Origin of the sequence: Pantoea sp. UYEF8 (assembly GCF_040546285.1) — a bacterium.
GTDB lineage: Bacteria > Pseudomonadota > Gammaproteobacteria > Enterobacterales > Enterobacteriaceae > Pantoea > Pantoea brenneri.
In genome coordinates this window covers 398159-420973 of the sequence record NZ_JBEPNM010000003.1, presented here as the reverse complement: position 1 = coordinate 420973, position 22815 = coordinate 398159, and the positions used below count along the sequence as shown (strand labels likewise).

General features: G+C 55.6%; 20 protein-coding genes. 11 read left to right on the top strand and 9 right to left on the bottom strand.

The features are described from left to right. Nucleotides 1–21: 21 nt before the first annotated feature. Nucleotides 22–831 carry a co-chaperone DjlA gene (djlA, locus tag ABIB18_RS08250; protein WP_069728441.1) on the bottom strand — a complete coding sequence of 270 codons (810 nt, stop codon included), beginning with the start codon at nt 829–831 and terminating at the stop codon, nt 22–24. Nucleotides 832–1013: 182 nt separating this feature from the next. On the opposite strand from djlA, the gene lptD reads away from it, so the two are divergent. Genes lptD through apaH form a run of 6 tightly spaced genes read left to right on the top strand, consistent with a single transcriptional unit; the run spans nt 1014 to nt 7826 of the window. Beyond that, nucleotides 1014–3386, top strand: a complete 2373-nt coding sequence (gene lptD, locus ABIB18_RS08245) for an LPS assembly protein LptD (RefSeq protein ID WP_354473954.1) — start codon at nt 1014–1016, stop codon at nt 3384–3386. 54 nt (nt 3387–3440) lie between these two features. Further along, entirely contained in the window at nt 3441–4736 is a 1296-nt protein-coding gene (gene surA / locus ABIB18_RS08240) for a peptidylprolyl isomerase SurA (protein WP_031375998.1), read from the top strand. Further along, complete coding sequence (pdxA, locus tag ABIB18_RS08235) at nt 4726–5718, top strand: 4-hydroxythreonine-4-phosphate dehydrogenase PdxA (RefSeq protein WP_031375999.1); 993 nt, start codon at nt 4726–4728, stop codon at nt 5716–5718. Before surA ends, pdxA begins: the two co-directional genes overlap by 11 nt. Further along, nucleotides 5711–6532, top strand: a complete 822-nt coding sequence (gene rsmA, locus ABIB18_RS08230) for a 16S rRNA (adenine(1518)-N(6)/adenine(1519)-N(6))-dimethyltransferase RsmA (protein ID WP_031376000.1) — start codon at nt 5711–5713, stop codon at nt 6530–6532. The genes pdxA and rsmA overlap by 8 nt, the downstream gene beginning before the upstream one ends. A 3-nt stretch (nt 6533–6535) precedes the next feature. Next, on the top strand, nt 6536–6913 hold the full coding sequence (gene apaG, locus ABIB18_RS08225) for a Co2+/Mg2+ efflux facilitator ApaG/CorD (protein ID WP_031376001.1): 378 nt from the start codon (nt 6536–6538) through the stop codon (nt 6911–6913). A 55-nt stretch (nt 6914–6968) separates the two neighbouring features. Continuing rightward, nucleotides 6969–7826 (top strand): bis(5'-nucleosyl)-tetraphosphatase (symmetrical) ApaH, encoded by an 858-nt coding sequence (apaH, locus tag ABIB18_RS08220; protein ID WP_354473953.1) that lies wholly within the window; start codon nt 6969–6971, stop codon nt 7824–7826. Nucleotides 7827–7882: 56 nt separating this feature from the next. On the opposite strand, the gene folA is transcribed toward apaH, so the two are convergent. The 6 genes from folA to ABIB18_RS08190 form a co-directional block, all read right to left on the bottom strand. Then, nucleotides 7883–8365 carry a type 3 dihydrofolate reductase gene (gene folA, locus ABIB18_RS08215; RefSeq protein WP_031376003.1) on the bottom strand — a complete coding sequence of 161 codons (483 nt, stop codon included), beginning with the start codon at nt 8363–8365 and terminating at the stop codon, nt 7883–7885. A 235-nt stretch (nt 8366–8600) separates the two neighbouring features. Continuing rightward, nucleotides 8601–9734 carry a porin gene (locus ABIB18_RS08210; protein WP_407719896.1) on the bottom strand — a complete coding sequence of 378 codons (1134 nt, stop codon included), beginning with the start codon at nt 9732–9734 and terminating at the stop codon, nt 8601–8603. 238 nt (nt 9735–9972) lie between these two features. Beyond that, a complete protein-coding gene (carB, locus tag ABIB18_RS08205; RefSeq protein ID WP_031376005.1) occupies nt 9973–13200 on the bottom strand; it encodes a carbamoyl-phosphate synthase large subunit in 3228 nt (1075 codons plus the stop codon). A 13-nt stretch (nt 13201–13213) separates the two neighbouring features. Then, entirely contained in the window at nt 13214–14362 is a 1149-nt protein-coding gene (carA, locus tag ABIB18_RS08200) for a glutamine-hydrolyzing carbamoyl-phosphate synthase small subunit (protein ID WP_354473952.1), read from the bottom strand. Between the two features lie 468 nt (nt 14363–14830). Further along, a complete protein-coding gene (gene dapB / locus ABIB18_RS08195) occupies nt 14831–15652 on the bottom strand; it encodes a 4-hydroxy-tetrahydrodipicolinate reductase (protein WP_316553816.1) in 822 nt (273 codons plus the stop codon). 145 nt (nt 15653–15797) lie between these two features. After that, entirely contained in the window at nt 15798–16793 is a 996-nt protein-coding gene (locus ABIB18_RS08190; protein WP_159222720.1) for a LacI family DNA-binding transcriptional regulator, read from the bottom strand. Between the two features lie 188 nt (nt 16794–16981). Here ABIB18_RS08190 and ABIB18_RS08185 point away from each other — a divergent pair, with 188 nt between their 5' ends. The 5 genes from ABIB18_RS08185 to ABIB18_RS08165 are packed head-to-tail and all read left to right on the top strand — an operon-like array spanning nt 16982 to nt 21289. Next, nucleotides 16982–18730, top strand: coding sequence for a class I mannose-6-phosphate isomerase (locus ABIB18_RS08185; RefSeq protein WP_354473951.1), 1749 nt, complete (start codon nt 16982–16984; stop codon nt 18728–18730). Nucleotides 18731–18733: 3 nt separating this feature from the next. Continuing rightward, nucleotides 18734–19162, top strand: a complete 429-nt coding sequence (locus tag ABIB18_RS08180) for a PTS sugar transporter subunit IIA (RefSeq protein WP_354473950.1) — start codon at nt 18734–18736, stop codon at nt 19160–19162. A gap of 9 nt (nt 19163–19171) precedes the next feature. Continuing rightward, on the top strand, nt 19172–19666 hold the full coding sequence (locus ABIB18_RS08175) for a PTS sugar transporter subunit IIB (RefSeq protein WP_316553809.1): 495 nt from the start codon (nt 19172–19174) through the stop codon (nt 19664–19666). Between the two features lie 10 nt (nt 19667–19676). Next, the gene (locus tag ABIB18_RS08170; protein WP_159222724.1) at nt 19677–20471 is read left to right on the top strand and encodes a PTS mannose/fructose/sorbose/N-acetylgalactosamine transporter subunit IIC; all 795 of its coding nucleotides are present in this window, start codon (nt 19677–19679) and stop codon (nt 20469–20471) included. Further along, the gene (locus ABIB18_RS08165) at nt 20471–21289 is read left to right on the top strand and encodes a PTS system mannose/fructose/sorbose family transporter subunit IID (protein ID WP_354473949.1); all 819 of its coding nucleotides are present in this window, start codon (nt 20471–20473) and stop codon (nt 21287–21289) included. The genes ABIB18_RS08170 and ABIB18_RS08165 overlap by 1 nt, the downstream gene beginning before the upstream one ends. Nucleotides 21290–21407: 118 nt before the next feature. Here the strand turns inward: ABIB18_RS08165 and ispH are convergent, their stop codons facing one another. Both ispH and fkpB read right to left on the bottom strand, forming a co-directional pair. Then, a complete protein-coding gene (gene ispH, locus ABIB18_RS08160) occupies nt 21408–22361 on the bottom strand; it encodes a 4-hydroxy-3-methylbut-2-enyl diphosphate reductase (RefSeq protein ID WP_031376008.1) in 954 nt (317 codons plus the stop codon). Further along, nucleotides 22342–22812, bottom strand: a complete 471-nt coding sequence (fkpB, locus tag ABIB18_RS08155) for an FKBP-type peptidyl-prolyl cis-trans isomerase (RefSeq protein WP_089561365.1) — start codon at nt 22810–22812, stop codon at nt 22342–22344. The genes ispH and fkpB overlap by 20 nt, the downstream gene beginning before the upstream one ends. Between the last annotated feature and the right edge of the window lie 3 nt (nt 22813–22815).

Below are 22815 nucleotides of genomic sequence, written 5' to 3'. Positions count from 1 at the left end.
AAACGTTACGGTAACCTGGATTTATTTAAAGCCTTTTTCTTTGCGGATCAGGTCATAAGCGGCCTGAATTTCCTGCGCTTTCTGCTTGGCCATCTCCATCATCTCCGGCGGCAGGCCTTTCGCCACCAGCTTATCCGGATGGTGTTCACTCATCAATTTACGGTAAGCGCGTTTGATGGTGGTGGCGTCATCGCTGCTCTTCACGCCCAGCACGCTACAGGCATCTTCCAGCGTCGGTCCGCGTTGCGCCTGCTGGAAACCGCCCGCAGAACGCTGGCCGCCGCCAAATTGCTGACCGCCTTCCATCATCCGCAGGAACTGATCGAACTGACCGCGTGAAATTCCCAGCTCTTCCGCAATCACATACAGCACCTGGCGCTCATTAGGATGCAGCGAACCGTCCGCGAAGGCGGCCTGAATCTGAATCTCAAGGAACATCCGAATCAGGTCAAAGCGGCCGAAACAGGCGCTACGCAATTCACGCAGTTTGCTGCGCAGCGGATAATCGGCCTGTTTACCCTCGCGAAACGCCCGCTGAGCAGCGGTACGTGACTCCCCGTGCAGCTGCATCCGCTCCATTAACAGCGAGGCAATCTGGATATCCGCTTCGGTGACGCGCCCTTTTGACTTGGTCAGATGGCCCATCACCTGAAAGGTGGTGCTGAAAAACAGCGTCTGTCGGGTTTGATTATTTGAGAAGTAAGCCTTGCCTTGTGCGCCGCGAACTTTGTCAATCATATGGCCAATGATCAAACCGATCACAATACCCCAAAAGCCTGCGCCGGAAAGTAAACCCAGTGCCAGACCCACAACTTTTCCCCAGTAGCGCATAAACTCCTCAATTCGCCATGCTTGCGGCTGAAAATTGCATTATCATACCTGTCATTTATCTCAGCGCCTAACGGCAACGCGGACAGAAAAGGATTAACACTGGCACAACGCCGGGCAGTAAGTTAGTCTCTGACCCGATTGTCGGCATGATGCCAGTTTTCATGGAATTCTCGATACCGCGTATGAAAAAACATATACCTACCCTGCTGGCCACTCTGATCGGCTCAGCCATTAGCCAGCAAGCCTTTGCCGACGATTTAATGTCGCAGTGTATGTTAGGCGTGCCGAGTTATAACCGCCCGCTGGTCAGTGGCGACACTAACCAGCTGCCGGTGACCATTCACTCCGACGCCGCAAAAGGGAATTACCCTAACGATGCGGTCTTCACCGGCAATGTGAATATTGAACAGGGCAACAGCCGGATGCAGGCTGATGAAGTACAACTTCATCAGCGTCAGCAGGAGGGCCAGACTACGCCGGTGCGTACCGTCGATGCCCTCGGTAATGTGCACTACGACGACAATCAGGTCATCCTGAAAGGTCCGAAAGCCTGGTCAAACCTCAACAGCAAAGATACCAACGTCTGGAATGGCGACTACCAGATGGTGGATCGTCAGGGACGCGGTAACGCCGACCAGATGAAGCTGCGCGGCAACAACCGCTACACCATTCTGGAAAACGGCAGCTTTACTTCCTGCCTGCCGGGCTCGAACAGCTGGAGCGTGGTGGGATCGGAAGTGATCCAGGATCGGGAAGAAGAAGTGGCGGAAATCTGGAATGCCCGCTTCAAACTCGGTTCGGTACCGGTGTTCTATAGCCCCTATCTGCAGTTACCGATCGGCGATCGTCGTCGCTCTGGTTTCCTGATCCCGAATGCAAAATATGGCAGCAACAACGGCTTTGAGTTCATGCTGCCTTATTACTGGAACATTGCGCCTCAGGCCGATGCCACCATTACGCCGCACTACATGAGCAAGCGCGGCATGCAGTTCGAAAACGAATTCCGTTATCTGACGGTGGCAGGCGCGGGCCTGGTCGAATTCGACTATCTGGCATCGGACAAACAGTACGATAACGACAAAGCGGTGCGTGGCATCGCCGACGACGACAGTTCTGACCGCTGGTTATTTTACTGGCGTCATGCCGGGGTTTATGACAAAAACTGGCGCTTCAGCGCGGATTACACCAAGGTCAGCGATAAGTACTACTTCAACGATCTCGACTCGAAGTATTACAGTTCGACCAACAACTACGCCACGCAGAAATTCAGCATTGGCTACGCAGAGTCCAACTGGAACGCTACGCTCTCCACCAAAGACTTCCAGGTGTTTGGCGACACCACCAGCAACGTCTACCGTGCAATGCCGCAGCTGGACCTGAATTTCTATCAGAACGATATTGGTCCGTTTGACGGCCGTATCTATGCTCAGGCAGTGAAATTTACTAACGTCAGCAATCGCTATCCTGAAGCGACCCGTTTGCATGTTGAACCGACGCTCAACCTGCCGCTCTCCAATGGCTGGGCCAGCCTGGATACCGAAGCGAAGCTGCTGGCGACCCATTATCAGCAGACGAACGTCGATTTTTATAACAACCCCGCTAACCGATTACGCGGCAACAAAAGTGGCGCGCTTGATGAGTCTGTAAACCGCACCCTGCCGCAATTTAAAGTCGATGGCCGGATGGTGTTTGACCGCGACATGAGTTCGGCGGCGGGCTATACCCAGACGCTGGAACCGCGGGTGCAGTATCTCTATATCCCGTATCGCGATCAGAGCAACATCTATCCGTACGACTCGACCCAGCTGCAAACCGACTACACCGGCCTGTTCCGCGACCGCACCTATAGTGGTCTGGATCGCATCGCCTCGGCCAATGAAGTGGCCACCGGTGTGACCTCACGTATTTATGATACCGATCTGGTTGAACGTTTTAACGTTTCCGTGGGTCAAATCTACTCGTTTACCCCTTCGCGCACTGGCGTTAATCAGACCAGTGAAGAAGATGATACCGGCAGCCTGATCTGGGCTGGCGATACATACTGGAAAGTAAGCGATCGTTGGGGCGTTCGGGGTGGGATTCAGTATGATACCAAACTCGATAACGTCTCCCAGGGAAATGCCGTCCTGGAATACCGTCGTGACGCCGATCGTATGGTGCAGCTGAGCTATCGCTACAGCAGCCCGGAATACGTGGCGACTGCGCTGAACAATAGCGGATTGGTGGATAACCCCATCTATAAAAATGGGATTTCTCAGGTCGGCACCACGGCCAGCTGGCCGATCGCGGATGCATGGTCTGTGGTAGGGGCTTACTACTATGATACCCGCAACACGCGTCCGGCATCGCAACTGGTTGGTCTGCAATACAGCTCATGCTGTTACGCGATTCGCCTGGGCTACGAGCGCAAAATTAACGGTTGGGAAAACAACGACAGTAAGTATGACAACCAAATCTCATTCAACATTGAGCTGCGTGGTCTGAGTTCCAACTATGGCTTAGGCACCAACCAAATGCTGCGTCAGGGCATCATTCCTTACCAGCGCGCTTTCTGATGTTGTGATGTTTGACAGGCAATCCCGCAGTGCGGAACCAACAATGGATAAAGTATGAAGAACTGGAGAATGCTGATTCTTGGTGTGGCGATGAGTGCCAACACCGCGTTCGCAGCACCACAAGTGGTTGATAAAGTTGCAGCCGTGGTCAATAACGGCGTGGTTCTTGAGAGCGACGTGGACGGTATGATGAGCACCGTCAAATCTCAGGCCCAGCAGGCAGGTCAGCAGTTGCCAGATGACAAAACGTTGCGCCACCAGATTCTGGAACGTCAGATCATGGACAACATCATTCTGCAGATGGGCGAAAAAGCGGGTGTTGAGATCAGCGATCAGCAGCTGGATCAGGCCATTCAGAACATCGCTGCGCAGAACCACATGAGCCTTGATCAGCTGCGTAGCCGCCTGGCGTACGACGGCATGAACTACAGCACTTATCGCTCGCAGATCCGTAAAGAGATGCTGATTGCGGAAGTGCGTAACAACGAAGTGCGCCGTCGCGTCACCATCCTGCCGCAGGAAGTGGATACGCTGTCAACGCAGATCGCCTCCCAGAATAGCCAGGGTACCGAGCTGAACGTCAGCCATATCCTGCTGCCGCTGCCAGAGAACCCGACGCAGCAGCAGGTCGATGAGCAGGAAACCCTGGCCAAACAGCTGGTGGGTGAACTGAAAAACGGCGCAGACTTCGGCAAAATGGCGGTCACCTACTCGGCTGACTCACAGGCGCTGAAAGGCGGCAACATGGGCTGGGGCAAAATCGAAGAGTTACCTACCCTGTTTGCGCAGGCACTGGCAACCGCGAAAAAAGGCGACATCGTCGGTCCGGTTCGCTCCGGTGTCGGCTTCCACATTCTGAAGGTGAACGATCTGCGCGGTGAGAGCAAAAACGTCTCGGTCACCGAAGTGCATGCCCGTCACATCCTGCTGAAGCCGTCGCCAATTATGACTGATAACCAGGCACGTGCGCAGTTAGAGCAGATTGCTGCCGATATCCGCAGCGGGAAAACCACCTTCGCCGCCGCCGCCAAACAGTACTCTGACGATCCCGGCTCAGCTAACCAGGGCGGCGATCTCGGCTGGACCTCTCCGGAAGCCTTTGATCCGGCGTTCCGTGATGCGCTGCTGCGCCTGCAAAAAGGCCAGACCAGCCAGCCGGTTCACTCCTCTTTCGGCTGGCATTTAATCCAGCTGCTGGATACCCGTCAGGTGGATAAAACCGATGCGGCCCAGAAAGAGCGTGCCTATCGCATGTTGTTCAACCGTAAGTTTGCTGAAGAAGCGCAGACCTGGATGCAGGAACAACGCGCCAGCGCCTACGTGAAGATTCTGGATAACAATGCAAAGTAATGCCCGAGTGGTGATCACGCCCGGCGAACCCGCCGGGATTGGTCCCGATCTGACGGTGCAACTGGCCCAGCAGGACTGGCCAGTTGAACTGGTGGTGTGCGCCTCGCCGGCGCTACTGCAGCAGCGCGCAGCGCAGCTTGGCCTGCCGCTGACGCTGCGGACTTACCAGCCTGGCGTAGCGGCACAGCCGCAGCAGGCCGGCACGCTGACCATCCTGCCGGTCGATACCGCACAGCCGGTTACACCAGGCGAACTCTGCGTGGCCAACAGCGATTATGTGCTGACCACGCTGGCGCGCGCCTGTGACGGTTGTCTGAGCGGTGAGTTTGCCGCCCTGATTACCGGCCCGGTGCATAAAGGCGTGATCAACGATGCCGGTATCGCCTTCACCGGTCATACCGAGTTCTTCGCCGATCGCGCAGGCGGCCATCGGGTCGTGATGATGCTGGCAACCGAAGCGCTGCGGGTGGCGCTGGCCACCACCCATTTGCCGCTGAAAGAGGTCTCTGCCGCGGTGACGCGCGAGTGCCTGCATGAAGTCATCACCATTTTGCATCACGATTTGCAGCAAAAATTCGCCATTGCCGAGCCGCATATTTACGTTTGCGGTCTTAATCCGCATGCGGGCGAAAGCGGCCACATGGGTCGGGAAGAGATCGACGTTATCATCCCGGCGCTGAATGAACTGCGTCAGCAGGGTATTCAGTTAACCGGCCCGCTACCGGCGGATACGCTGTTCCAGCCCAAATATCTGCAACATGCGGATGCGGTGCTGGCGATGTATCACGATCAGGGCCTGCCGGTGCTAAAATTTCAGGGGTTTGGCCGGGCGGTAAATATCACCCTTGGCCTGCCCTTTATCCGGACTTCAGTTGACCACGGTACCGCGCTTGAACTCGCCGGACTGGGTCAGGCTGAGCCGGGCAGCTTCATCACGGCGCTTAACCTCGCCATCACTATGATCAAGAGCAGTAATGAATAATCGCGTCCATCAGGGGCACTACGCCCGTAAACGTTTCGGGCAGAACTTCCTGAACGATCAGTACATTATCGACAGCATTGTCTCCGCAATCCACCCGCAGCGCGATGAAGCGCTGGTGGAGATCGGTCCTGGCCTGGGTGCCTTAACCGAGCCGGTGGGCGAACGCCTCGACAGCTTAACGGTGGTGGAACTGGACCGCGATCTCGCTGCGCGCCTGCAAACCCATCCGTTCCTCGGACCAAAGCTGACCATTTTCCAGCAGGATGCCATGACCTTCGACTTCGCCGCGCTGGCGCAGGAAAGAGGCCAGCCGCTGCGCGTATTTGGCAACCTGCCGTACAACATTTCGACCCCGCTGATGTTTCATCTTTTCAGCTATACTGGTTCGATCAAAGACATGCACTTCATGCTGCAAAAAGAAGTGGTCAACCGTCTGGTCGCCGGTCCGGGTAGCAAAGCCTACGGCCGTCTGACGGTGATGGCGCAATATTACTGTCAGGTGATTCCGGTGTTGGAAGTTCCTCCGCACTCGTTCACGCCGCCGCCGAAAGTTGATTCTGCCGTGGTACGCCTGGTGCCGTTTGCCGAGCCGCCACATCCGGTCAGCGACGTGCGTATCCTGAGCCGCGTGACCACTGAAGCATTTGGTCAGCGTCGTAAAACGCTGCGCAATAGCCTGAGTCACATGGTGACCGCCGGTGCGCTGGAAGAGTTGTCGATTGATCCAACCCTGCGGGCTGAAAACGTTTCGGTCGCGCAATATTGTCAGCTGGCAAACTGGCTGGCGAACCATCTGGGAAAATCGCAGGAGTAAGTGATGAGTGAAACGGCCCGCGTCTCGGTTCATGTGCAAAGCCAGTACGTCGCCTCGCAATCCTCACCGGATGACGAGCGTTACGTCTTCGCCTATACCATTACCATTCGCAACCTCGGCCGTTCACCGGTGCAACTGCTGGGACGCTACTGGCTGATTACCAATGGTAACGGCCGGGAAACCGAAGTTCAGGGCGAAGGCGTAGTCGGCGAACAGCCGCATATCGCAGCCGGCAATGAATTTCAGTACACCAGCGGTGCAGTGATTGAAACCCCGATGGGCACCATGCAGGGACACTATGTGATGATCGACGAACAGGGTGAAACCTTTCAGGTCGAAATCCCGGTTTTCCGCCTCGCAATTCAAACTCACATTCATTGATTTGCACGCCTGTTGCCCGCTTCGTCGGGCAAATTTTCATACTGGATAAAAGTCTATGAGCACATACCTGATTGGCGACGTTCACGGGTGCTACGACGAATTACGTGCGCTGCTGCAGCAGGTCGATTTCAATCCTCAGCAGGATACTCTGTGGCTGACCGGCGACCTGGTGGCGCGCGGCCCGGGTTCGCTTGAGGTGCTGCGCTACGTGAAATCACTGGGCGATGCGGTGCGACTGGTGCTGGGCAATCACGATCTGCATCTGCTGGCGGTCTACGCAGGTATCAGCCGTAACAAGCCTAAAGATCGCCTGACGCCACTGCTGGAAGCGGACGATGCGGATGAGCTGATCAACTGGCTGCGGCGTCAGCCGCTGTTACAGGTCGATGAAGAGCACAAGCTGGTGATGGGCCATGCCGGTATTACGCCGCAGTGGGATATCGAAACCGCGCAAAAGTGTGCGCGTGAAGTGGAAGCAGTGCTCGCCAGTGACAGCTATCCGCTGTTCCTGGATGCGATGTATGGCGATATGCCGAACAACTGGAGCGAAGACCTTACCGGGCTGGCCCGCCTGCGCTTCAGTACCAACGCCCTCACCCGGATGCGCTACTGCTTCCCGAATGGTCAGCTGGATATGATCTGCAAGGATGCGCCGGAGTCGGCACTGCCGCCGTTAAAGCCGTGGTTCAACATCGAAGGACCGGTGGCGCGCGACTATACCATTGTGTTCGGTCACTGGGCCTCGCTGGAAGGCAAAGGCACGCCAGAAGGAATTATTGGCCTGGATACCGGCTGCTGCTGGGGTGGTACGCTGACCCTGCTGCACTGGGAAAGCCAGCGCTACTATGTGCAGCCTTCCAATCGCCAGCAACCGTTGCCGGATGAGGTTATCTCTCAGCAATCCGCCGGCTGACCCGACAAACAAAAACGCCCTGCAATATGCAGGGCGTTTTTTTATTGCGATCGGGCTTAACGGCGGCGATCGAGGATCTCAAAACAGTAGCTGTGTGAGTTCTGTGCATCAGCGTCATGAAATTCGCTGAAGGTCGACTGCCACTCGTCCGGCTCGTAGTCCGGGAACTGAGTATCACCCTCCACTTCTGCATCAATGTGGGTCAGATAGAGACGGTCGGCACGCGGCAGCATCTGCTCATAAATCCGGCCACCACCAATCACCATAACCTCTTCAGCATCACCGGCGGCCTGCAACGCCGCATCCAGCGAGGTGACCCAGGTGACGCCTTCGGCGCTACCCGGCTTGCTGCTGACCACGATGTTCAGCCGGCCCGGCAGCGGACGACCAATAGATTCAAAGGTCAGCCGGCCCATAATCACCGGCTTTTTCAGCGTATTGCGCTTAAACCACGCCAAATCTGCAGGCAGGTCCCACGGCATGGCGTTCTCCATACCAATAATGCGATCTGCTGCTAATGCCGCGATAAGACTAATCATGTTAACCACTCACTGGAAAAAATTGGCGCCATCATACGTAAAGGCGAAACTTTCGTCGATAGCGAGAAAGGTCTATTTGAGTAAAGCTTTTTTGCCACCGCTTTTTTGCGCTGAGGCAGAGTTTTTCACCGTGCAATGACGATGGCTGGCCGCAGCACGCCAGAGATCCGGCTTATGCTGGTACAAAAGGAAGAGAGACAAATAAAAACGGCTCCCGCAGGAGCCGTCAGCGTAATCAGAAATCGTAGCGCAGACGCACCAGATTCATATCACCGAGGTTATCGGTGCTGGAGGTGAAGACGTGTTCGTAATCGACGCGGAAACCGTAGTCGAGGAACAGCGTCACGCCCAGTCCGTTATCGATGCGCTGGTAGTTACGGCCGTTAGCATATTCGATACGGTCACCCATCACGTAAGGCTGCACCGCTTTCAGACCATATTGCGCCACCGGGACTTTATAACCGGCAAAGTACTCAATGCCCCACGCGTCGCCAGCAAAGTAGTCATGCACATCTTTGCGCTTGGTGGTCATGAAGTTCTGATACCAGCCACCGCCTGCTGACAGGGTCCAGTTGCCTGGTGTCCAGCTCAGTGCGGTACCCAGAATGTTCTGGTCATAGTCTTTGCTGTCGCCGTTGTCCGGGTTACGCATCGCCGCATGCGTATAGTTCCACGCCGTGCCCCAGCTCAGATCATCGGTAATGTGATAATCCAGCCCCAGCGAGCCGCCGCCTTTGCGCTTGTAGCGCAGGCCGTTACCCGGCAGATATTCGTTATCCTCGAACAGATAAGAAGCGTAGAGATCGACATCGCCGAAGGTGTTTTTATACTTCAGCTGCTTACGCGAACGGTAAGATCCGTCATAGTCACCGTTGATTCCGTTGCCCGGTGCCTGGCCAATCATGTCGTAATCCCAGATATCGGTTTTAGCGCCGACCGTATCGTAATAAACGCTGTTCTGCTGGCCAAAGGTCAGCTGGCCCCAGGTCTTGCTTTTCAGGCCGGTGTAAAGCTGGCGACGGGTGGTGTTATTCGCGCCATCTGCGTAGTGGCGATCCCAGTCGAACACGGCGGGTACGTTGACGCCCAGCTCGTAGTAGCTGATCCAGCTGACATCATCAAACAGATAATAGTCAGCGCCAAAACGGAAACGGGTACCGCCGTCAAAGCCGTCGCGCTTGTAAGATTTGTCGTTCACGCCAGTCTGGTGATTAACCTGGGCACGAATACTGCCGCCCACGGTAAAGTTCAGCCGGCTAAGCGGATCGCCCGCCTGCGGGTCCTGTTTTAACAGGGTGATTTCCGCCTGGCTGGCGAAAGGAAGCATTGCCATCAGTGCAGCCACTGCACTCAGAGAAAAAGTACGCATTTTCATTTTATTTATGTCCTGAAGCCGCTCTGGTAATGAGCGGCAGGCATAGTACTGATGAAAAATCTGTACAGGAAGTGTTTCATTTATAAAAATGTGCGAAACGGCGTTATTCGCACCGAAAGCTAAAAAATTAAGCCAAATCAGCAGCTTTAATTCAAATGCGTCTGTTTCTGATACGCGATTCAGGGCCAGCGAATGCCAAAAAAAACGGCCCCCGAAGGAGCCGTTGCGACGATTATTTCGCTTTGATTTGCGCGTGCATTTCCTGCACCGAGATAACCTGCTCGGTTGGATCAGCATTCAGCGCCATCGCCGTGGCGAATCCGCCGTTCAGCGTGGTGTCATAGTGCACTTTATACTGCAGTGCGCTGCGGCGAATCAGCTTCGAATCTTCAATCGCCTGACGTCCCGCGGTGGTATTGACGATGTAGGTATATTCGCCATTCTTCAGACGATCCTGAATGTGCGGACGCCCTTCATGCACCTTGTTGACCAGGCGCGGATTGATGCCCGCTTCACCCAGCACCACCGCCGTACCGTGAGTCGCATCCAGTTCGAAACCAAACTTCTGCAGCTTGGCCGCCAGGTCGACGATACGTTTCTTATCGCCTTCACGTACCGACAGCAGCGCACGGCCTGACTTCTTCATGTTGCTCTGCGCACCGAGCATCGCTTTGGCAAAGGCTTCAGCGAAGGTCCGGCCGACACCCATCACTTCACCGGTGGAGCGCATTTCCGGGCCAAGAATCGGGTCGACGCCCTGGAACTTGTTGAACGGCAACACCACTTCTTTCACCGAGTAGTAAGGTGGGATCACCTCTTCGGTCACGCCCTGCTCGGCCAGCGTTTTGCCGGCCATCACGCGCGCCGCTACTTTTGCCAGCGGCACACCGGTCGCTTTGGAGACGAACGGTACGGTACGGGCCGCACGCGGGTTGACTTCAATCAGGTAAACTTCGTTGTCTTTGACCGCGAACTGCACGTTCATCAGACCACGTACGTTGAGTTCAAACGCCAGCTTCTCAACCTGCTGACGCATCACATTCTGAATCTCCTGATTCAGGGTGTAGGCGGGCAGCGAACAGGCGGAGTCGCCGGAATGCACGCCAGCCTGCTCAATGTGTTCCATGATGCCGCCAATCAGCACCCGCTCACCGTCGCAAATCGCATCGACATCAACTTCTACCGCGTCATCAAGGAAGCGATCCAGCAGTACCGGCGCATCGTTAGAGACCGAAACTGCCGTCTGGAAGTAGCGCTTGAGGTCGATTTCGTCGTAGACAATCTCCATCGCGCGACCGCCGAGCACATACGAAGGACGCACCACCAGCGGATAACCCAGGCCGGCAGCTTTCTCAACCGCCTGCTCCAGCGTCGCTACCGTGGCGTTAGCCGGCTGCTTAAGGTTCAGGCGATCGACTGCCTGCTGGAAACGTTCACGGTCTTCAGCACGGTCAATCGAGTCCGGGCTGGTGCCGATAACCGGCACGCCGGCCGCTTCCAGTGCACGTGCCAGTTTCAGCGGCGTCTGACCGCCATACTGGACGATGACGCCTTTCGGCTGCTCAATGCGCACAATCTCCAGCACATCTTCCAGCGTGACCGGTTCGAAGTAGAGGCGATCAGAGGTGTCGTAGTCGGTCGACACGGTTTCCGGGTTACAGTTGACCATAATGGTCTCGTAACCGTCTTCACGCAGCGCCAGCGCCGCGTGAACGCAGCAGTAGTCGAACTCGATGCCCTGGCCGATACGGTTAGGCCCGCCACCCAGCACCATGATTTTTTCACGGTCCCGGTTCGGATTCGCTTCGCACTCTTCTTCATAAGTGGAGTACATGTAGGCGGTGTCGGTCGCGAATTCTGCGGCGCAGGTATCAACGCGCTTGTAAACCGGATGCAGGTTGAACTGCTGACGCAGCTTACGAATTTCGCTTTCGGCCACACCGGCCAGCGTCGCCAGACGTGCATCGGCAAAGCCTTTACGCTTCAGGGCACGCAGGAACGTATAGTCGAGGCTGTTCACCCCTTCGCGTGCGACCTGCTCTTCCAGCCGCACCAGCTCTTCAATCTGCACCAGGAACCAGCGGTCAATGTTGGTCAGGTTGAACACGCCGTCGACGGACATGCCAGCGCGGAACGCATCAGCGATGTACCAGATGCGGTCGGAACCGGCATCTTTCAGTTCGCGACGGATGCGGGTCAGCGCTTCCGGGTCGTCGAGATGAACTTTCGGGTCGAAGCCGTTGGCACCCACTTCCAGACCACGCAGTGCTTTCTGCATCGACTCCTGGAAAGTGCGGCCAATCGCCATCACTTCACCCACCGATTTCATCTGGGTGGTCAGGCGATCGTTAGCGCCGGCAAATTTTTCGAAGTTGAAACGTGGGATCTTGGTGACAACGTAGTCAATCGATGGCTCAAACGACGCTGGCGTTAAGCCACCGGTGATGTCGTTCATCAGTTCGTCGAGGGTAAAGCCGACCGCCAGTTTGGCCGCCACTTTGGCAATCGGGAAGCCGGTGGCTTTCGAGGCCAGCGCGGAAGAACGCGAGACGCGCGGGTTCATCTCGATCACAATCAGCCGGCCGTTTTTCGGGTTGACTGAGAACTGCACGTTGGAGCCACCGGTTTCGACGCCGATTTCACGCAGCACCGCCAGCGAGGCGTTACGCATGATCTGGTACTCTTTATCGGTCAGCGTCTGGGCAGGCGCTACCGTGATCGAGTCACCGGTGTGGATGCCCATCGCATCAAAGTTTTCGATCGAGCAGACGATGATGCAGTTGTCATTCTTATCGCGCACCACTTCCATCTCATACTCTTTCCAGCCAATCAGCGACTCATCGATCAACAGCTCATTGGTTGGAGAGAGGTCGAGACCGCGTTCGCAAATCTCTTCAAACTCTTCGCGGTTATACGCGATACCGCCACCGGTGCCGCCCATGGTGAACGAAGGACGGATAATGCACGGGAAGCCGACATCTTCAGCCACTGCCAGCGCTTCTTCCATGGTGTGCGCGATGCCTGAACGGGCAGTATCCAGCCCGATGCTTTTCATCGCGACGTCAAAACGGCGACGGTCTTCGGCCTTATCAATCGCATCGGCAGTGGCACCAATCATGGTGACGCCAAACTCTGCCAGCACGCCCTGACGTTCCAGTTCCAGCGCACAGTTCAGCGCCGTCTGGCCGCCCATAGTCGGCAGTACCGCATCCGGACGCTCTTTTTCGATGATTTTACGTACCACTTCCCAGTGAATCGGTTCGATGTAGGTCGCATCGGCCATTTCCGGGTCAGTCATAATGGTCGCCGGGTTGGAGTTGACCAGAATGACGCGGTAACCCTCTTCACGCAGCGCCTTACACGCCTGCGCACCGGAATAGTCAAATTCGCAGGCCTGGCCGATCACAATCGGACCGGCGCCAAGAATCAGGATGGATTTTATGTCTGTACGTTTTGGCATGATTAGCTCCTGATTACTTCGCTTTCGAACGGAATGCGTCAATCAATTCAATAAAGTGGTCAAACAACGGCGCGGCATCGCCCGGTCCAGGACTGGCTTCAGGGTGGCCCTGGAAACTGAAAGCCGGCTTGTCAGTGCGGTGAATGCCCTGCACGGTCTTATCAAACAGTGAAATGTGGGTCACACGCAGATTAGTCGGCAGCTCGGTTTCATCAACCGCGAATCCGTGGTTCTGCGCGGTAATCATCACGCGGTTGTTATCGAGATCTTTCACCGGATGGTTACCACCGTGGTGGCCCAGCTTCATCTTGACGGTCTTTGCACCGCTGGCCAGCGCCAGCAACTGGTGGCCGAGGCAGATACCAAATAGCGGGATATCGGTGTTCAGAAATGCCTGAATGGCGGTGATCGCATAGTCACACGGCTCCGGGTCACCGGGACCGTTGGAGAGGAAAATGCCATCCGGGTTCAGCTTCAGCACTTCTTCCGCAGACGTCTGAGCCGGCACTACCGTCAGGCGACAGCCGCGATCCACCAGCATCCGCAGAATATTGCGCTTGGCACCGTAGTCGTAGGCGACCACATGGTAAGGCAGCGCATCGGCTGATGACTGCTCTGGCAGTCCTCCTTCCAGCTGCCAGCTGCCCTGCTGCCAGCTGTAGGTTTCGGCCGTGCTGACTTCTTTCGCCAGATCCATGCCTTTCAGACCCGGGAACGCCTGGGCTTTTTGCAGCGCCAGCGCTGCATCCGGGTTGTCACCGGCGATGATGCAGCCGTTTTGCGCCCCTTTCTCGCGCAGTAAGCGAGTCAGCTTACGGGTATCAATATCGGCAATCGCCACAATGTTATTGCGCTGCAGATAGGCGGATAAGCCCTCTTCACTGCGGAAATTGCTGGCAATCAGCGGCAGGTCGCGAATAACCAGGCCCTGAGCGTGAATCTGACTGGATTCTTCGTCGGCGGCATTGGCACCGACATTGCCGATATGAGGATAAGTGAGAGTGACGATTTGGCGGGAATAGGAGGGATCAGTGAGGATTTCTTGATAACCGGTCATTGAGGTGTTGAAAACGACTTCCCCCACTGCCGACCCTGTTGCCCCGATGGCCCGACCGTGGAATTGGGTTCCGTCTTCCAGAACCAAGAGCGCTGACTTAATCAAAACATCCTCCAGGGAATAAACAGTCACAATATCTGCATATTAATTCATAATAGTAGCCTGAATCAATGCAAAAACCGCCTGAATTGTCGATTTTTGGCAAATTGCGCGCATTCTAATGATCGACCTGGTACTTGTCTACCCTGAGCCGGAATTTTTTTACTATTATCTGCCTTCTGAACGTGAAACCGCGCATAAGCGGCAAAAATAGAGGAAAACTCGGCGGAATAATCGTTTGCCAGACGGTAAAAAAGCGAAACAGCCAGCAGGAGACTGTTATTTTTGACCAAATGGTCAAAAACAGCGAAAGCGACAGAAAAAGATCACAGCAAATAACGACAAATAACACTTACGAGAGGAATTTTATCAGAGAGGCTTATTTTTTATAAAATTAAGGGCAATGAAAACATTGCCCCTTTTCAATCAAGCTATTACCGATTGAAATAACCACATCACGATGGTTCACAACACTCACAACATCGACAAATCCAGCACATCACGCATGTCAAACAGGCCAGATTTCTTATCTTTCAACCAAAATGCCGCCTTAACTGCCCCCTTTGCAAAGGTCATCCGGCTTGAAGCCTTGTGGGTTATCTCTACCCGCTCGCCGATATCTGCAAACATTGCCGTATGCTCGCCGACGATATCCCCTGCCCGCACCGTGGCAAAGCCGATGGTCTGCGGCTGGCGTTCGCCGGTGTAACCTTCACGGCTGTAAACCGCATGCTCATCCAGTTTCCACTGCATGGCATCGGCAATGGCTTCCCCCATCGCCAGCGCGGTGCCAGAAGGCGCATCCACTTTGTGGCGATGGTGAGCTTCAATAATTTCGATATCCGCGTAGTCGCCCATGACTTTGGCGGCCTTCTCCAGCAACTTCAGCACCAGGTTAACGCCAACGCTGAAGTTAGCGGCAAACACGATCGCAATCTCTTCTGCGGCCGCCCGGATCGCCGCTTTACCAGCTTCATCAAACCCGGTGGTGCCAATCACCATCGCTTTACCGTGCTCACGGCAGACAGCCAGATAATCCAGCGTACCTTCAGGACGGGTAAAGTCGATCAGCACATCGAAATCATTCACCACGGCAGCCAGATTATCCACCACCTGAACGCCCAACCGGCCCGCTCCGGCCAGCTCACCCGCGTCGGTGCCAGTCAGCGAAGATCCCGGGCGCACCAGCGCCGCCCCTAAGCAAACCGCATCCGAATCCACCACAGCCTGAATCAGTTGCCGCCCCATGCGGCCCCCCGCTCCCACGATAGCCACGCGGATTTGTGCATCATGCATAGTATGACTCTTTAAGGTTAATAAATGACGTAAACGTTATCAGGTTAACCAGCCCCGAATAACGTCGCCAGCGAAAATCGCCGATAATTAGAAATTTGAGTAACGCCAGCAGGGTTATCAGAAAAACAGTTGTGCAGCCTGCGCCTCAGGTTTCACGGATCCGCAGCACTGGCGGTAGAATAATGCGCTTAGGTGGTTCGTCGTTTCCCTGAATCCGGCTAAACAGTAACTTTCCCGCCTGCCGTCCAATCTCTTTCGCCGCCACCGAAACGGTGGTCAGCGCAGGCTGCACCAGCGAAGCTTCCGGAATATCGTCGAAGCCCACCAGCGAAAAATCCTTGCCCGGCAGGCGACCCATTTTACGCAGTGTCTGCATCACGCCTAAGGCGACAATATCCTGATAACAAACCGCAGCGGTGATTTCCGGGTAGCGCTTAAATAACGCCTCAGAAACGCGGGCACCATCGCTCTGACTGGCCAGTGACGTCACGACCCAGTGACTGTTGGGCTGTATACGGTGCTCAAGCAAAGTGCTGCTGTAGCCGCCGATTCGCTGCGTGCGGCTGATCGAATTTTCACTGCCGCCGATAAAGGCAATATGACGATGCCCCAGCCGCAGTAAGTGCTGCGTTGCCAGCTGCGTGCCCTGGAAATTGTCGGTGCCCACAAAATCGAATGCCCCATCATTCAGCGGGCGGACCACCATGATCGTCGGGATATTGCGCCGTTTCAGCGTCTCAAAAAAGAGTGGCGGCGTCTCTTTGGCGGCACACAGCACCATGCCACAGGCGTTATTACGCATCAGCGAATCAACAAATTTTTGCTGCCGCTCGCCCGACTCTTCGCTATTGGCCAGAAACAGCAGCAAATCATGACGCTCCATTTCCTGGCCCAATCCTGCCGTCATTTCAGCGTAAAAAGGGTTAGTAATGTCATGCAGCAGCAGGCCGACCTGATTACTGGTGCGGTTACGCAAATTCGCGGCGGTCTGGTTATAAACATAGCCCAGCTCATTCAGCACCTTTAATACGCGCCGGCGGGTGGCATCTGAGATACGTCCCCGGTTGCGCAGCACCATTGATACGGTGGCAGTGGAGACACCGGCCCGTTCTGCGACTTGCGCCAGCGTGACAGAAGCCATCTTCTTTTTCCTCAATAGAGAGAGTGTGCCCAAGGTTAATCGAATAACCTTTTGATGGCATTAATTCTGCAAAACATTTCTCCACTCCTCCGCCGTAAGCCGCGTTTTTATCGCCAGAGTGCCAGGTTAATCGCAGTTAACCTCTCGGTTAATCGATTAATCTCAACTGCCAATAACAGGGAGTCTCAATGAAACAGACACATTATGATAAGTTCCCGGAAGTGCGGGTCGAAGGTTTTGATCACCAGGCATGGCGTAGCTGGTCTGCGGTCCGGAAAACCGTTGCGGCCCGCCTGCCGGCGCAGCGTAAAACCGTGATTGTTATTGACTGCTATCCCGGCGTTCGGCTGGCCGAGATTGAACAGCAGTTGATCACCCATCTTCAGCCAGCGCTGCTGATCAATGTTGAAACTGCGCGCCACAGTGAGGCGCATCTGCACGATTTACTGGCGGCCAACCTGACAAGCGATCGCGTATTCGGCGTCCTCTCCTGCCATCAGCTGGGGGATTTTTTTTGCGCCGATAAGCTGGCGCAGCTGCAGCAAAACGTGCAGGCGATCGGTGAAGGCACAATCGTCATCTACGGCCCAGGCGCAGCACTGATCCACCCCGGTGATGTACTGATTTATTGCGATCTGGCTCGCTGGGAAATTCAGCAGCGTTTTCGCAGCGGTGAGTTGGGTAACTGGGGCGCGAATAATCAAGATGAAGATCTCCTGCGCCGCTACAAGCGGGCTTTCTTTATCGAATGGCGGGTGTTCGATCGCCATAAAACGCCGCTGCTAAAACGGGCCGATTACCTGCTGGAGACTAACCAGCAGGACGATCCCGCCCTGATTACCGGTGAGGCGCTGCGCGCGGGCCTGCAGCAAACCACTCAGCGACCGTTTCGTGTGGTTCCCTTCTTCGATCCTGGCGTCTGGGGGGGACAATGGATGAAGCACCGCTTCGATCTTGATCGCTCACAGCCAAACTACGCCTGGTGTTTTGACTGCGTACCTGAAGAGAACAGCATGCTGTTGCGGTTTGATGAGGTGCGGGTCGAGATCCCGTCTCAGGATCTGGTGCTGCTCTATCCGCGTGCGTTGCTGGGCGAAAAGGTTCACGCCCGCTTTGGTACCGAATTTCCCATCCGCTTCGACTTGCTGGATACGGTGGACGGCCAGAATCTTAGCGTTCAGGTACATCCGCTGACGGAATATATTCAGCAGCACTTCGGCATGCACTATACCCAGGACGAAAGCTACTATCTGCTGGATGCCCGGCCGGGCGCCGAAGTCTGCCTCGGTACCCGGAGCGGTGTCGATCCGCAGGCGATGCTGGACGATCTGGCTGCCGCACAGCGCGGTGAAAAAAGCTTTGATGACGGCAAATTTATAAACCGATTTCCGGCCCGCAAACACGATCATTTCCTGATCCCGGCTGGCACCGTGCACTGCGCCGGTGCGGGCACCATGGTGCTCGAAATCAGCGCCACACCGTACATTTTTACCTTCAAATTATGGGACTGGGACCGACTGGGGTCAGACGGCCTGCCACGACCGGTGCATCTGGATCACGGGGCACAGGTGATTGACTGGCAATGGGATACGCAATGGGTCAGCGAGCATCTGATCAACCAGTTTACGCCCGTTGCGGAAGGTGATGGCTGGTCAGAAGAGCGTACCGGATTGCACAGCCGCGAATTTATAGAAACCCGTCGGCACTGGTTCAGCAAACCGGTTATTCACCACACGCAGGGTAACGTCAATGTCCTCAATCTGGTTGAGGGTAGCGAAGCGCTGATTGACAGCCCGCATAACGCCTTCGCGCCCTTTGTGGTGCACTATGCGGAAACCTTCATTGTTCCGGCTGCGGTGGGGACATATCGCATTTCACCTCATGGCAGCAGCGCAGGCGAACAGCTGGCCACCATGAAAGCCTGGGTAAGGGGTTAACCTATGATTCATGTCATCCTGACAACGCACGGTCCGATGGCGGAGAGCATGCTGGCCAGCGCCAGCATGGTGTATGGCGATCTGCCGCACGTCTTTCCGGTGATGCTGACCGAAGCCAGCGGAATTACTGGCTTCCGTGAAGCATTTGGTGAGGTGCTACGCCACGCCAGCCACCAGGCAGACGGTGTACTGGTGCTGTGCGATTTGCAGAGCGGAACGCCATGGAATATCGCCTGTCACCATGCCTTCAATCCTGAAACCACGCCACCGATGGCCGTGCTGGGCGGGGTTAACTTTCCCATGCTGCTGTTAAGCGATGAGATCACCTCACTGAACGATGTCAACCAGGCTGCCGCCACGCTACAGGAACAGGCTGGCGCATCGCTGGTGATAGCCCGACAAAGTGAAAATCAGCAATCAGATGATTTTTAAGGAGAAACAATGAGTATTTCTTTTGTACGGATTGACGATCGGGTGATTCATGGTCAGCTGGTGACCCGCTGGGCTAAAGAGCTGCCGTGCGACGGCATTATCGCCATCGACGATGCCGTCGCTGCCGATCCGCTGCTCTCTGCAGTGATGAAAGGCGCGATACAGGATATCAAAGTCTGGCTGTTTGACACGGCAACTGCGATTGAAAAGCTTCCGAAAATAATCGCCAGTGAAAAACGCTATTTTGTGATTGGGAAGTCGCCGGTGACGCTGCAGCGCATCGAGGAAGCGGGAATCGATCTGCAAAATGCCAGTCAGAAAATTAATGTCGGCCCGATGAGCACTCGCGCCAATACCATTACCATCGGGCCAAATCAGGCTGTCAGTCCAGAGGAAGTTGCTGCTTTTGACTATCTGGCCCGGCGCGGTCATCAGATTGAGTTTCGTCTGGTGCCGGATGCCAGCGCCTGTCGCTGGCAGGATGCGCGGCAAAAAATAAAATAAGGAAAACGTGATGGCTTTTGAAGCGACGTTAATCGGGATTCTCTGTTATCTCGGCGCACTGAGCAGCCCATGGCTGCTGGGCGTGACCGGCGGCTGGTATCTGCTTTCCCGCCCGCTGGTGTCAGGCATGCTGGTCGGACTTATTCTGGGCGATATGCAATCCGGTATCCTGATCGGCGTGGCCGTTCAGGCGGTCTATATTGCGATGGTCACCCCCGGCGGTTCGATGCCAGCCGATCTTAACTTTGTCGCCTATCCGGCTATCGCACTGGGGATCCTGTCTGGCAAAGGACCGGAAGTGGCCGTTGCGCTGGCAGCGACCATCGGCATTGCTGGCACGGTGCTGTTTAACCTCATGCTGGTGCTCAATTCCTGGTGGAATCACCGGGCCGATGTGGCACTGGAAAACGGCAACGAGCGCGGCATTTACCTTAACAGCGCGATCTGGCCGCAGGCTAGCCTGTTCCTGATGCGCTTTGTGCCCACCTTTATCGCCGTCTATTTTGGCGCGCAGTATATCAACGTGGTGATGGACAGCCTGCCAAAGATGGTGTTGTCGACCATGAACGTGCTGGGCGGCATTCTGCCTGCGGTCGGGATCGCCATCCTGCTGAAGCAGATCATCAAACGTTACAGCATGTTGATCTACTTTCTGGTCGGTTTTATCTGCATCGTATTCCTGAAGCTGAATATGGTTGCGCTGGTCATTGTGGGCGCGCTGCTGGCGCTGATTCACTACAACTATAAGCCGGAGCCGCAGCCAGCAGGTGCAACCGTACCGGTCGATGATGAGGACGAATTCTGATGGAACCCCGTAAACTTTCCCGCCAGGATCTGCGCCGCTGCTGGCGCAGCTGGATGATGTATAACCTCTCCTCCATGAGTTTTGAACGTCTGGCCTCATTTGGCTTCTGCCTGAGTATGCTGCCGGTCGCCAGAAAGCTTTATCCTGATCTCCAGCAGCGCAAAGAGATGCTGAAACGTCATGCTTCCTTTTACAATACCGAGCCGCAAATCGGGGCTATCGTCAACGGGATGGTGCTGGGGCTGGAGGAAAAGCGCGCCAACGGCGAACCGATTGATGGCGAAACCATTAACACGCTTAAGGTCGGCCTGATGGGACCCGTTGCCGGCATTGGCGATTCAATGATCCCCGGAATGCTGATACCGATTCTGCTCAGTATCGGTATGGCACTGGCTGCCGGCGGCAGTATTCTCGGCCCGCTCTTTTACGCCATTGCCTGGCTGGGGATCATTCTTCCCGGTACGTGGTTCCTGTTTCTCAAGGGATACCATATGGGCTCCACCTCGGTAGAGATGCTGGTGAGCAGCAAATCAACCCGCCTGCGGGAAGCGCTGTCGCTGTTAGGCGTGTTTGTTATGGGCGGAGTGGCGGCCAGCTACGTCAGGCTGGGAACCGGGATGGAATTTGTTACCCGGGATGGAGTGAATATTCAGCTGCAGCCTATGCTGGATGGTATTTTCCCTCAGCTGTTGCCGCTTATAGTGGTTATCGGAACCTGGTATTTAATGGCAAAACGCGGGTTGTCACCGGTAAAAGCGATGCTTTTACTGCTGGTGGTGGCAGCGACTGGTGTGGCAATCGGATTATTTACTGGCTAGTCAGTCGCCGACAGCGCAGATTATGCCGGGATCGGGAATCATCAGAGCGCGGCTTTGCGCAAAAAAAAAGCCAGCAGGTGGAAGGCCGCTGGCATTGTTCGCGTCCGGTTAGCCTGCGTTACTGCACTTCACGTACATCGACGCGCAGCTCTTTCGGCACTTCGAAGACGATATTCTCTTCCCGGCCAATCAGCTCAATCGCCGCTTCGCCGCCCATCTCACGCAAACGCTGGATCACCTGCTGCACCAGAATATCCGGCGCAGAGGCACCCGCGGTGACGCCGATGCACTCAACGCCCTTGACCCACTCTTCCTGAATATCATCTGCCGAGTCAATCAGCTTCGCCAGCTTACCGGCACGCTGTGCCAGTTCCGCCAGGCGGTTAGAGTTGGACGAGTTCTTCGAGCCGACCACCAGCACCACGTCTGCGTCACGCGCCAGAGTACGTACGGCTTCCTGGCGGTTGGTAGTGGCGTAGCAAATATCATCTTTGCGCGGCCCGATAATCGACGGAAAACGCTGACGCAGCGCGTCAATGATATCAGAGGTATCGTCCACCGACAGCGTGGTCTGGGTCATGAAGCTGAGATTGCTCTCGTCTTTAACCGTCAGCTTAAACACATCTTCCGGCGACTCGACCAGGTACATTCCACCGTTGGGGTTGTTGTACTGCCCCATGGTGCCTTCTACTTCCGGATGACCAGCGTGACCAATCAGAATCGCTTCCACACCCTTACGGCTGGCGCGGGCCACTTCCATATGCACTTTGGTCACCAGTGGACAGGTAGCGTCAAACAGCATGGTGAGATTGCGCGCTTTGGCTTCTGCGCGCACGGCCTGAGAAACACCGTGCGCAGAGAAAATCAGAATCGCGTCATCCGGCACTTCGCTGATCTCTTCAATAAAGATCGCACCACGCTCACGCAGGCTGTTGACCACGTAGCGGTTGTGCACCACTTCATGACGCACATAGATCGGCGCACCATACATCTCCAGTGCGCGCTCGACAATACTGATTGCCCGATCAACGCCAGCGCAGAAACCGCGCGGATTAGCCAACAGGATTTGCATCGTTCGCCTCCAGCGCCGGATCAATTTCCAGCACCTCAATATCAAACTGAATGCGATGGCCTGCCAGCGGATGGTTGAAATCCACAGTGATGGAATCACCCGAGACTTCACGGATCACGCCTGGCATTTCGCTGCCGCCCATGCCGGTAAACAGCATAATGGCACCCACTTCTGGCTCGCCCGCATCGATAAAATCACGCCGGGAGAAGTACTGAATCAGATCAGGACTGACGTTACCGAACGCCTCTTCCGGTGCCAGGGTGAACTGTTTAGTTTCACCGGCTTTCAGCCCGAGCAACGCCTGTTCCAGCGCGGCCGACAGGCTGCCATCGCCCAGACGAAACAGCGCCGGCTTACCGTTTGCACGGGTCGATTCCGCCGTCGAGCCATCTTCCAGCTTCAGCGTAAAATGCACCAACACCGCGCTGTCGCGCTGTACAGACTCACTCATCAC